Here is a 12535-nt window from a genome sequence, read left to right on the forward strand (position 1 = left end):
TGCTAATAATCCCGTGTGACTCACACCCTCATTTGCTCATTTCCAAATTTCCAAATTCTCTAATTTTCCCACCTGTCTTGCTACGACCTCGTACTTAAATGTCTTTATTCACTTCAAGAGGCAACACATCTACGGATACAGTAGTGTTTTCAGGTAGTTTTTGTACTACCGCACCGTAGTATAACACTACTGGTCCAAATAGTCCAAGTAAGTCGAGGTCTACCGTAAGCACGTAGCTATTATTGTTTTTCTTGCTAAACCTACATTTCGCCTGTGCCATTTCAGAAAGTCCTTTTCTTCCTATGATAAGAGTCTGTGTACCGAAATCAATATCCTTAAATTCCTTTATAGTACTGAGGTCAGTATTAGGAAAGAGCGCTTGTAGGGCTTCTTTATTTTGGACAACTCGGTAACCATCTTGGGTAAGGGCAAAATTCACAAAACTATGCTCAGGAGTATTTGCTACAGTCGCAAAACTCTTAACCATTACAGCCTCAGGAAATGTTGTTTCCTCTTCTGTTTTAGAACAACCACAAGCTGTTATTACCAATAACAACATTGCTAAAAATGCTTTTGTCTTCATATATAATTGTTTTTAAGATTACTTACTATTCTTTTCAATTCCTGCACCAAAGCATTTTCTATTATAAAAATACTCTTTGGCAGAAAGTCTTCTTTCGGGATTGTCGGCAACAACCGAGTGTGTATATAAGGAGATGTTTTCACCACATTACCCTCGTCATTCGTCATTCGTCTCTCGTTATTACTTCCCTTTTCCATCATACTCCCCCTAGTGCCTATGGCCTAAGGCCTAGTGCCTCTTCCTCTTTCTTTCGTCTCGAAACCTCGTTTTTACCATTTTTTGCATCGCTGTATCATACTATTAATCAATAATTTATACACCCTTCCTATACCAATCGTCCAAGATTCGTATAAGCTTCCTATAAGCTCTCTATAAGCTAACCCCACCCTTCTCATAGCCCTTTTTCATCAAAAAGCCTCTTAGCCTCCTTCTGAAAAGCTTCGTTTCCTTCCGAAAATCCTAACCAGCCTGATTTGCCCTACAAGTTATACCTGTCAAAAACCCTTTTTTTATCATTACCTATTTTCTAATTCTCTCATTTTCTAATCTGCTAATTCACACCACAAAGTTATAAAATATTTGTCAATACAGCAATATGCTCTCTCACTTTTCTCTCTAAGTTAGTTTTTCCCTTTATTTATTCTTCGTTCAAGCCTTAACTTACTTTTTACTGACGTACCTAGCTGTGAACCCTCTCTGGCTTTACCTTTTACCTTAATTCATTCTCACCACCGCTTCTTTCAGTCCGTTACTTGTAGCGCGTAGTTGTACCTTTCCGTCTTTTTCACCTGAGCGGATAATCACTTGACATTTGCCATTGAAGAGTTTGCGCTCTACACGCTCTCCTTCCGCAAAAGTATCTTTCTCGTGCGAACTGGGGTCGCCGTTTCCTACTCCTATAATGCGAGCATCTCCTGTAAGCTGAAACTGTATAAGGGCATCGGCATTGGGTACTTCACGTCCTTTTTTATCTACTACACTCACGTTCACTATTACGGCATCTTGCTTACCGGCTTTCAGTTTTGTTTTATGAGGAGAAAGCACAATCGCAAAAGGTTTTTCGGTAGTAGTTATTTCGGAGGTAATCCGCTTCCCATTCTTAGTGCCTACGGCTTTCAGCGTACCTTTTTCGTAGGGTACTTCCCAATATAAGTGTCCAAAAGCAGGTGTTTTTTGTTTGCCGAGCGTCTTTCCGTTCAAGAAAAGTTCCACTTCTTCGGTATTGCTATATACCCACACTTTTACCACAGTGTTTTGGGGCAGGTTCAGATTCCAATGAGGGGCTATGTGCAATACAGGCGATTCGCTCCAATGGGCTTTGTAGTAGTAATACACGTTCTTAGGGAAACCACACACGTCCATTACCCCAAAATGCGAACTAATATTAGGCCACGCAAAGGGGGTAGGCTCTCCGCGATAGTCGAAGCCCGTCCATACGAAACCTCCCATAAAACGAGGGTCGTTAGCAGTCGTGCTGTACCATTGCTGTGCTTGTGATGCCCAACTGGGGTAACTCTTGTCTTGGTCGAGCAGATAGGCGCGTAGGGTATCGGCTACAAAATGACCACTGTACCCCCCGGCTTTGTCGAGCACGATTTCTGGCAGATACACCCCTCGAGTACCCACGGTGCTGGCTACTTCGGTACCGATGATAGGTTGATTGGGGTGCGCTTTCTCATAATCGGTAAGCCCATAGAGGTTGTAATTGAAGCCTCGTACGGGTATGGCAGCACTCACGCCTTCATTTTCATTACCTACGTTGGCGCCATAAGTGCTCACGCGTGAGGGGTCTAAATGCTGTTGTAAACTCACCAACGTACGAGCGATGCGCTCACCAGTTTCGGTACTTTGTATTTTTTCTTCTTCATTCCCGATACACCACATAAAGACGCTAGCGTGATTGCGGTCGCGCTTGATAAGGTCTTCAAATTGTTGACGGTATTCTCGTCCGCTGTTTAAGAGTCGAGTCTCGTCCATCACTAATAAACCCAAACTGTCGCAGGCTTGTAGCACGGCAGGGCTATGAGGGTGATGGGCAGTGCGGTAGGCATTGGCACCCATCGCTTTGAGTAACCCAATACGATAATACTGCAACTCATCTAATAGTGCAGTACCTATGCCGGCGTGGTCTTGATGTACGCACACGCCTTTTATTTTCATTTTTTTGCCGTTGAGGTAAAAGCCGTCGGATTGATAACTAAAAGTGCGCACCCCAAAGCGGGTGTGAATAAGGTCGGTGGTCTTTCCGTTGGAAATGATTTTCGTTGTTAAGGTGTACAGATAGGGGTGTTCAGTGTCCCAAAGCTGGGCATTAGGAATGTTAAGGTTACTCTTTACAGTTACTTTTTCGTTAGGGGCAAAAGTAGTATTGGCAGATTGGTGAGTAGCTATTACTTTCTTTTCACGGTTAAGAATAGTCCATTCCACCTGAAATGTTTGTGAGCTTGTCTCTCGGTTATGCACAGTAGCTTCAGTGTGCATTTCGGCTTGTTTGCCAATGCTTTTGGTATAGATAAAAACCTCTTCGGGGGAAGAGTGAACAGAGTTGTAAGAGTTCAGCCACACGTGCCGATAGATACCTGCGCCTTCGTAAAACCAACCTTCGTTTTGGGTAGCGTCTACCCTTACGGTAATCACGTTAGGTTTGCCAAAATGCACCAAATCGGTAATATCGTACTTTATTCCTATATACCCGCTGAGGTGATGCCCTACATAAATGCCATTTACCCAACACCGACTGTCTCTAAAAATACCGTCGAATTGCAGTTCGATGCGTTTGCCTGCTTCAGCTTTGCTCAGTTCAAAGGTTTTTCTATACCAACCGATACTGTGCTCTGGGAAGGTACTGCCTAAAGCTTTATATCCGTGTGACCAATCACCTTTTTCACTGAAAGGGAGAATTACTGCCCAATCGTGAGGGAGGTCTACGGTTTGCCACGCGCTATCGTCGTAGTCTATGCTCGAAAAGTTAATGCCTTTGGAAAGTGTTTTAGAGAAGTCGTTATATACACGGTAGTACAAATCTTTAGTAGGGTCGGTAGCGTGCCCTAAGCTGAATTTCCAACCGTTATCTAACAATATATGCTCCCTAATGGCTTGCCCATAGATGGGGTGAGCAAGCCATAGGAGCATACCGATGAGAAAGGGAAGAAACTTGTATGGATATCTCATTTACTTTTTAGGTACATATTTGTATACCTTTACCCAATCTACTTGTAGTTTGAGTTGTTTGGTAAAAGGTTTGTTAATGTCTTTTTCAGTTTGGAAACATAAATGGTGAGGTGCTTTAGCCATTGCTATAGGGTCTTTAAGAGTCCATTCGAGTTTACCGTCGATGTAAATCTTTATGTACTCAGGAGCCCATTCCATTGCTACAATATGCCAATCGGTTTTGCTGTAGTTGCGGAAGCTCTGTTGATACTGTTGGTCTTTACCAGATACTGCGTAATGGATATAGGTATTCCAAGCGTTGTCCTCGTGATTTGTTTCATAGATGTCGTTTTCGCCATCGTCAGGCCATTTTTCACTCTCAGGCCAAGTAAGTCCTAAACCGCTGGAAGACTTATGAGGGTCTTCGTCCATACGTATTCTGAACTCAAACTTGCCGTATTTGTAGTTCTTCTTATGAGCTATTCCACCTGTTATAAACATTCCTTCGCGCTTATAATCTTTGTCGATAAGGCAATTCAAGAAGCCGTCTTTCACTTCTATGGCATAGGTACGGCGCGTATTCTCAGGTTTGAGTTTACCTTCTTTTTCGAGGTATTCATTGTCGTACACAGCCCAATTATCTGTGTTTAAGGTATTGCCATCGAAGTTGTCTTGGAAGTCTAACACCCACTCAGTAGGGGTTTCAGGCATAGGGTTGTCTTCAATAGGAGTGTCTCCTCCCGATTTGTTACAGGCAGTAAGCCCGCACAATAACATTGTAATAAAACTAAAGGTTGTTGCGTTTTTCATATGTTTTTTAATTATCTATTTAATAAATTCATTTAAGGTGCTTTTTTAATAAAGATATCCGAAAAAGTCAAGTCTTCGTAATTGTTATCCCAGCTACCTATCTTTATCACAAAGTATAGCTTACCACTTTTTGTAGCTGTATAAGTCTTTTCACCTGAGGCTAATTCCGACATCAGTCCACTTTTAGGTGTTTTGATTTCTCCTGATAGGTCAAACACCTTACCGTCGTTAAAGTCTTTGCCTTCTTCAGGTTCCCACTGACTTATATACACTTGTATCCAGCCCCACGCTTTGCCTTTGGCGGTGAGTGTCATATCGTAAGTATAAGTTTCACCTCCGCTTACTTCAATAGGCTGATAAATTACGTGGTTGAACTTCTTTCCTTCGGTGCCCGAAGTGTAATGAATATTACCATCGGTAATGGTGATATCAGCTTTTTCTGAAAGACCTCCATTGATGCCTTGCAACAGTATTTTCCAAGCGTCTTTCTTGATGCTAGTCTCTACGGGAGGTTTAGGAGGCTTAGGACTATTATCTTTCTTGAATACGATATCAGAGAGGGCTAAGTCCTCAAAGTTGTTATCCCAGCTACCTATCTTTATTACAAAGTATAGCGTACCGGTTTTACCAGTGGTATAGGTTTTTTGGTCTTGGATAGATGAAAGTTCGGCAAATGAACCACTCATAGGAGAGGTGATGTTGTTTTGGAGCTCTAATACCTTGCCATCGCCGAAGTCTTTGCCTTCTTCGGGTTCGTGTTCACTCACATACGCTTGTATCCAACCCCACGCTTTTCCTTTGATTTCTACGTGCATATCGTAAGTGTAAGTCTGTCCTTTTTCTACGTTTACTGGTTGATAAATCACGTGGTTGAACTTACCACCTACTTTACCAGATGAGTATTGGATATTACCATCTACGATATTAATCTTAGCATCGGCTGTAATTTTTCCATCTATACCTTGTTTTAGAATCTTCCAAGCGTCTTTTTTGAGCATATTTTCCACAGGAGGCTTAGGAGGTTCAGGTGGAGTAGGCAAGAACTTCGCCCCGTCAATCACTACAATAGTAGTCGCTTTGTTTTGGAGGATTCTCTCATTGCCATAAATGCTTACTGCCAAAGCGATACGATTTTTGTAGTAATCGGGGTGGTCGGTAAGGAGCTTTTGCACATCTACGTCCAAGTAAAACGATTCTTCACTTTTACCAGAGGCAACGCTTACGCTTTCAGGCAAAGTGTAAGAGCCTTCGGGTAGTACTACAGCCGGTTTTTTCTCGTCGTTTTTGTACTTTTCTATATAAGCATTAGTAGCTTGTGCATCAACTTTTACTTTTACAGCAAAGCCATCGGTAGAGAGACCAGAGTTCTTCACGCCGAGCACTATTTTCAATTTCTTGGTAGTCTCGTCGAAAGTGTAGTTTTCGGAGTTTCCGCCGAAAGGCACATTGTATTCATTACCTCCGTTGTTCAACGAGGCTTGTGGCATATAGATATTGTTTATACCAGGGTCTTCAAATACATCGTCTTTTTTACAAGCGATGAAGGCTACGAATAGGAGTAGCAATAATGTAATGTTTTTTGTTTTCATATATAAGAGATTGTCCTCACCCCCTCCTTCTCCCCCTCCCCGAAGGGAAGGGGGAGAGAATCCGCAAAAGCGATGAGGTTTTATACTAATTATTTATATTCTTTTTTTTCAGCTTGTCCCCTTCGGTGGTTCGAGGGGTAATTGCCCGTGTGGCTCACACTACCAACCTGGGTTTTGTTTTACAATTCCGTTAGATTTATTGATTTCGCTGTGAGGAATAGGGTAGAAGTACATCTTTTCGGTAAAAGTGCGCTTTTCTACTTCTTTTACTTGATAGCTAAAATGATTGCCATTTTTGGTAGCTTGCACTCCAGTAAGCGGCTCATTGAGCACGGTAGTAGCGTCTTTCCAACGGCGCAAATCCCAATAGCGGTGTTCTTCAAAAGCGAGTTCTATACGGCGTTCGTGTTTTACTTTCTCTCTGAACTCCTCTTTTGATGCCGTAGTAATCGCAGGCATTTCCACGCCCGTTCTGCCTCTCACCAAATTGATAGCCTCTTTGGCAGTAAGTGCATAACCGTTGTTAGCATCGGGTCCGTAGGCTTCGTTCATCGCCTCGGCATAGTTGAGGTAAATTTCAGCCAAGCGGAACACTATCCAAGAGCGGAGTCTTTTTTCATCTTGCACTAAATCAAGATTGTCGTTCAAAAACTTTTTGAGGTAGTAGCCCGTGCGTGAAGCGTTTTTGGCGTTGTAGTTGTCAGCACCACCTGCGTATATTTCCATTGTACGTCCGTTCCACTGACTGTTGTTGGTTACTATCGTATAGCTGAGTCGAGGGTCGCGATTGGCGTATATATCATTAGGGTCAGGAGCACCTTTGTACTCATAAGCACTCACCAAATTATGTGAAGGCGTGATACCGCTGTTGCCCCCTGCCGTGCCAATGGGGTAGTTTTTCCTTTCCAAATCATTGGTGGCGCTTTGGCGAATAGCAAAAATGGTTTCTGAGCTTTTGGCACTTTTGTCGCCGAGGAACAAATCGCGGTAACTATTGTCGAGGCTGTAGAGATTTAAACTGAGAAGCTCATTGGCAGCACTGGCAGCTGCTTTCCACTTGTTTACATCGTTAGTGGGGTTGTACAGCGGACTTGCCGCATAGAGTAACACTCTGGATTTAAGGGCTAAGGCAGCGCCTTTGGTAATACGCCCGTCTAAGCCAATATCAAAATCTCTTCCCCAATTGGTAATCAAGCTATCTTTGGAAGCATCGATTTCACTCACGATATAATTCACTACCTCGTCCACTGTGTTGCGAGGCAAATGTGTATTGTCATCGGCGGAAAGCGTTGTTTTTACAAGAGGCACCCCTCCGTAGCGTTTCAGTAGTTCGAAATAGAAATAAGCACGCAACACGCGGTTTTCAAAGCGCAAAGCCCTTATGCTCTTCACATCGCGATTGTAGTTGTTGATGTCGTTTTGAGTGATAAGGTTGCGGTTCTGCTTTAAGAAAGAAGCATAGTTAGGGAATTTTTCCAAGAAATAAGTAGCCGCTTGTATGCCTTCGTAGTTGTAAGCATACGAATTATCGGGGTTGTTGGTGCTATTCCAGCTTCCTTCGTTAAAAATTTGAGTGTTTGAAGGCGAAAGTGTATATTCAGCCTCGTCGCTCACTGCCGCAAACAGATTGCCATCGATGGCATCAAAGCGGTTTTGTAAACGTGTATAGGCAGCATAACCAAAATCGTACAACACTTGGTAATTGGTTTTTATCTGCTCGTCGGTATCGTAAATATCTTCTTTGGTGTCTAACACATTACACCCGATGAGTGTACTCATCAGCGCAATGCAGCTCACTGCAAAGATTGTTCTGCTCGGTTTATTACTCTTTAACATAGCGATATATTTTCGGTAGTTCATTTGTTTAAAACTTTAAAGACACACCCATAGTAACCGATTTGAGGGCAGGGTAACCCGAAAGTACTTCGGGGTCTAAGTCGTAATCGGTAAGCAGTGATGAGAAAGTAAACGGATTGGCAGCATTCACATAAATGCGCAATTTGCTAACGCCTATCTCGTCGAGCATTCGTTTAGGAACGCTGTAACCTAACTCTATGTAGCGTACTCTTAGGTAATTAGCTTTCTTTATCCACAAAGTGGAAGGCTGGGTGTTATTGTTGTTGCTCAATAACGACAAACGTGGATACTGGGCGTTGCTACGGGTATCGATGCCTTGTGCAGGATAGTAAGCCCAGCGGTTTTTGGCGATAGCATACACATTGCCGTTGTTCTCAAAAGCAACTGTTTTTTGGCGTGCATCGTCTAATAAATTCACCTCTCTGCCTTGTACTCCTTGCACGAGTACGCCAAGGTCAAATCCTTCATAACCAAGGTTGAGTGTACCGGCATACGTGAGTGTAGGGAGGTAGCTTTTGCCTATTTCAGTTTTATCGGCAGGGTCTATACGGTTGTCGCCATTTAAGTCGCGGTATTTCACATCACCAGGGGCAACGTTTCCAAAGGAAGGTTTAGGGAGTGAAGGTAGCAGATTGCCATTGCTGTCAAAATCGTTTATATCGTAAAAACCAGCAGCTTCATAGCCAAAGCGCGTGCCGATAGGTCTGCCTGTTTGAGCTGAACTCTCGCTAGTAGCATCGTACTCAGCCATATAGTCAATTTTGTTTTTAGCAAACGAAGCATTAGCGCCTATACTATAAGTGAGTTTTCCTGCTGCGTTGCTGTAGAGAGTACTCACTTCAAAACCTCGGTTAGTTACCTTTCCTATATTTTTATAGGGAGGGGTAGCCCCAAAGACACTTGAAATACTGTAATCAGGGGAGATAATACCTTCGTGTTTGTTGAGGAAAGCCTCTATCATCACGTCCCATTTGTTGAAGAATTTAGCTTCTACGCCTATGTTGTACTTATAGGCTTTTTCAGCAAATATACGCTCATTAGGCACGTATTTTAGTCCGATGGCACTATGCCAAGACGGGTCGTCGTTTCCTGTGGCAAAACCACCTCCTCCGTAAGAGCCGTAATAGCGTTCGTATAAGTAGCGACCTTCGTTGTACACATCGTTACCCGTAGTACCTACCGAAGCGCGCAATTTCAACCGATTGATATTGGCATTCGCCGAAGGGTGTTGCTCATTGAAAACCTGATAGGCTGCTGAAAGGGCGTGATAAAAACCAAACCGATTGCCTTTCTTGTAGTTATCTGATCCACCGAAGGCAAAACCAAATTCTGCTGATACGCGTTTGTTCCAATCGTAGAACACACGTCCGCCGATGTTCTGATAGGCGTAGTTGTTGTTCAAACCCGCTTTTCCGTTGAGATTGTCGTCTATATTATAAACGTATTGAAGGTAATTTACCGCTGTTTGGAAAGTGTTTTGTCCAAACTCACGGGCATAACCTGCACCTAACAGAAACTGCAAACGGTTCCATTGGTTGGTACCCCAGTCATCGTCTACTTTGTAGTTACTATCGCGATGGGTGGTTTGTGCTACCCCATTGAACATACGAGTGTAATCTCTGCTTACAATGCGTGTGCCTCGTGTCCACGAACTGAGCGATACACCTTGTTGTATGTACAACCCAGGGGTGATGAAGTCTAATTTCTCTTTTAGGTTGAAATTAGCCCCTAAAGTGCGGTCGTGTAGGGTTTTGATGCCTAAGGCTCGGATAGAAGCGTAAGGGTTATCGGGGTGGATAGCTGTACCAGGGAATGAGCCATTGGGGTTTTGCGCCGGATAAATGATATTAGGGTAGCTCGCCAAGTTTTGCCAGAGCTTATACTCGTTGTAATTAGCCGATTTACGGTCTTCTATACGCCCGTTGATATTTACATTTCCTTCAAATATTTTGAGCATACTGAAGTCTAAATTTGCCTTTACGAGATATTGGTCGAACCTTCCGCTAGAATGCGAATCATCGTTCTTAGAGGAGTACAAACCACTGTTGCCCGCGTGCCCTAATAGCACAAAATACTTGGTAGTAGCCGAGCCTCCGCGTATGCTCACATCTTGCCTATCAAACAAAGCCGACTTTTTGAGCACTTTGTCGTACCAATCGGTGTTGTATTTCACATCGTTAGGAATATTGTAAAAGCTCGTCCAAGCACCTGCATCGTTACTGTAAGCCTCGTTGTATAGCTGGGCATACTCGGTAGCCGATAGCGGTTTGCTCAGTACCGTAGGCATTTGCACGCCCGTTTGGAAATCTACCCCTACCACAGGCTTGCCTTCTGCACCGCGTTTGGTGGTAATCCACACGATGCCGTGTGCGCCTTTCATACCAAACGGCGCTAAGGCAGCCGCATCTTTCAAAACCGTAATCGACTCGATTTCAGAAGGTGATAGCAGTATAAAATCACTTTGGTAACCATCGATAAAATAGGTGACAGAAGGGTAGTTGTAAGAACCCAACCCACGGATATTTAGGCTGGCATTGTCCATTCCTCCGCCTTGCAATACAGTGAGTCCAGGTAGCAACCCAAACAAACTGTTGGTAAAGTTAGTTGTGGGCATTTTTAAGAGTTGTTCTCCTTTTACTGATGAGGTAGAAAGCGTAGACAATTCTTCGGGTACGTTCAGAGGGCTTTGTGCCTGCATAGCACCTGCCCAAAGCATACAGCCCACAAGGCTACAAAATAATATGTTATGTTTATATTTCATTTCAGTTGTTTTATTAATTGGTTATTAGTACCCTGGGTTTTGTATCAAGTAGCCTTTGTTCACTTCCGATTGAGGGAAAGGCTCTAAATACTGACTGTTGTCCCAATACCCTGTATAGACAGGTTTCACAGCATAAGAAGCGTAATCCCACGCATTCCACCCTTCCGATTTTCCTGGGGCGTACTCAAAAACTACTCCTTTCTTTTCTCCTCCAATGATACCATTGGCAATATCGGTGAGTTTCCAGTGTTTTACATCAAAATAACGGTGATTCTCTTCGTAGAACTCTACTGCCCACTCTCTTTGTACGAGTTTGCGCAAAGCGTCTTGTCCTGTTTCAGTAATATTGGGCAGCCCTGCACGCGAGCGGATAACGTTTAGGTTTTGCAAAGCCTGAGCAGGATTGCCTACTTCGTTATAGGCTTCGGCGAGATTCAAGTAGAACTCAGCCAAACGGTACAAAGGGAATTCAAACCAATCGCGTGTATCAGCCATATAGAAGAACTTCACACGGCGTCCTGCGCCTTCACTGCCCGCTCTTTTTTCCCAAGTAGAGGCATTTGCCAAAGTCTCACTTGACCAATAATGCGAACCAGGGTTGTTCCACGCTTGTTGTCCTGCAATCGCTGCTGAGGCTTTAAAGCGGGCTTCTAACTCATTGCACTTGTTCACATAAGTTGCGTAGCTTTCCCAGTTTTCACCCGTCCACATTTGGTCAGTTCCATCAGTTTTGTAGTATTGGGTAAGTTGCAAGTAACTCATAGAATTTGCTCCTCCTGGTTGGCTGTGAGGGTTATAAGCCTCTATAAAGCTTTGTGATTTGAAGGCGAGGAGTACTTCTCGGTTGTTAGGGGTTGCTACTGCTGTACCGTAATCGGCTAAGGGGTTCCCAGTATTGATGATTTGATAACCATTGGCAGTTGCCCAGCGTATCACTTGCTCATTAGCCTCTATGGCTTGTTGCCACAATGAAGCATCATGTGTACCAAAACAAATCAGGTTGTTATTGCCTCCCAAACTCATATAAGGCGTATTGCTATTGAACAGCGGACGCGCGGCGTACATCAATGCTTCGGCTTTGATACACATTGGGATACCTTTGGTTACACGTCCTTTTTCCGAAGCGTTGTAGCTATCGGGTAGGTCGGGAATAGCTTTGTTGCAAAGGGCAATAATGTGGTTTAAGGTAGCGCGCAAGGTAGCGCGAGGAATATTCAGGTCGGAATCTACTGAAAGTGTACCCTCTATAATAGGCACCCCGCCGTAACGTTTGAACATCTCCTCATATCGGTAGGCGATGAGGGTATACATTTCGGCTTTGATACTTTTCTTTTGTACCTCAGTAAGATCGGGGACTTTATCGATATTCTCAATCACCAAATAGCACTGACGGATAGATTGGTAGTTGAACACGAAACCATCGGAACTCAATGCTTTGCCATCGGAGTCGCTGGCTACCATTCCAGAACGTTGAATTTTATAGGTGTCTTCCCAACTGAATTTCACATCGTTCACTTCTCCCGATAGGTGAGAGAGCGTTCCCGCTTTCAGCCCGCTAATGCGCCCGTTGTCGTAACGCAAGGTAATACCCGATTGCAGGCTCATCGCGTAGGCTTGGGCAATAGCCGAGAGAGATTTCTGTTTGCTCGAAAAGATAGAATCGACATTCACATCGCTCCCCAGACTCTTTTCGAGAAAGTGGTCTTCTAACTTACAAGAAAATACTTGTGAGAAAAAGACGAGAATTAAGGTGGTATAAATGAGCTTTTTCATTGGTTGTATTTT

At 43.6% G+C, this 12535-nt stretch carries 7 protein-coding genes; all 7 read right to left on the bottom strand.

Annotated elements, in window-relative coordinates; genetic code table 11:
• Positions 1-94 precede the first annotated feature (94 nt).
• Positions 95-583, bottom strand: coding sequence for a hypothetical protein (locus AM608_RS08695; protein ID WP_053581462.1), 489 nt, complete (start codon positions 581-583; stop codon positions 95-97).
• A 714-nt stretch (positions 584-1297) separates the two neighbouring features.
• On the bottom strand, positions 1298-3754 hold the full coding sequence (galA, locus tag AM608_RS08705) for a beta-galactosidase GalA (protein WP_053581464.1): 2457 nt from the start codon (positions 3752-3754) through the stop codon (positions 1298-1300).
• Positions 3755-4543: a glycoside hydrolase family 16 protein gene (locus AM608_RS08710; protein ID WP_053581465.1), complete on the bottom strand. Its 789-nt coding sequence runs from the start codon at positions 4541-4543 to the stop codon at positions 3755-3757.
• A gap of 32 nt (positions 4544-4575) precedes the next feature.
• Positions 4576-6132: a DUF1735 domain-containing protein gene (locus tag AM608_RS08715; RefSeq protein ID WP_053581466.1), complete on the bottom strand. Its 1557-nt coding sequence runs from the start codon at positions 6130-6132 to the stop codon at positions 4576-4578.
• A gap of 159 nt (positions 6133-6291) precedes the next feature.
• Positions 6292-7992, bottom strand: coding sequence for a RagB/SusD family nutrient uptake outer membrane protein (locus AM608_RS08720; protein WP_053581467.1), 1701 nt, complete (start codon positions 7990-7992; stop codon positions 6292-6294).
• Between the two features lie 4 nt (positions 7993-7996).
• Positions 7997-10750 (bottom strand): SusC/RagA family TonB-linked outer membrane protein, encoded by a 2754-nt coding sequence (locus tag AM608_RS08725; RefSeq protein WP_053581468.1) that lies wholly within the window; start codon positions 10748-10750, stop codon positions 7997-7999.
• A 24-nt stretch (positions 10751-10774) separates the two neighbouring features.
• Complete coding sequence (locus AM608_RS08730; protein ID WP_053581469.1) at positions 10775-12523, bottom strand: RagB/SusD family nutrient uptake outer membrane protein; 1749 nt, start codon at positions 12521-12523, stop codon at positions 10775-10777.
• Between the last annotated feature and the right edge of the window lie 12 nt (positions 12524-12535).

It is taken from the genome of Capnocytophaga sp. oral taxon 323 (assembly GCF_001278825.1).
Lineage (GTDB): Bacteria > Bacteroidota > Bacteroidia > Flavobacteriales > Flavobacteriaceae > Capnocytophaga > Capnocytophaga ochracea.

Coding starts and splice junctions, on each gene's coding strand:
- AM608_RS08730 (WP_053581469.1), bottom strand. CDS start 12,523: ATGAAAAAGCTCATTTATACCACCTTAATTCTCGTCTTTTTCTCACAA.
- galA (WP_053581464.1), bottom strand. CDS start 3,754: ATGAGATATCCATACAAGTTTCTTCCCTTTCTCATCGGTATGCTCCTA.
- AM608_RS08715 (WP_053581466.1), bottom strand. CDS start 6,132: ATGAAAACAAAAAACATTACATTATTGCTACTCCTATTCGTAGCCTTC.
- AM608_RS08695 (WP_053581462.1), bottom strand. CDS start 583: ATGAAGACAAAAGCATTTTTAGCAATGTTGTTATTGGTAATAACAGCT.
- AM608_RS08710 (WP_053581465.1), bottom strand. CDS start 4,543: ATGAAAAACGCAACAACCTTTAGTTTTATTACAATGTTATTGTGCGGG.
- AM608_RS08720 (WP_053581467.1), bottom strand. CDS start 7,992: ATGAACTACCGAAAATATATCGCTATGTTAAAGAGTAATAAACCGAGC.
- AM608_RS08725 (WP_053581468.1), bottom strand. CDS start 10,750: ATGAAATATAAACATAACATATTATTTTGTAGCCTTGTGGGCTGTATG.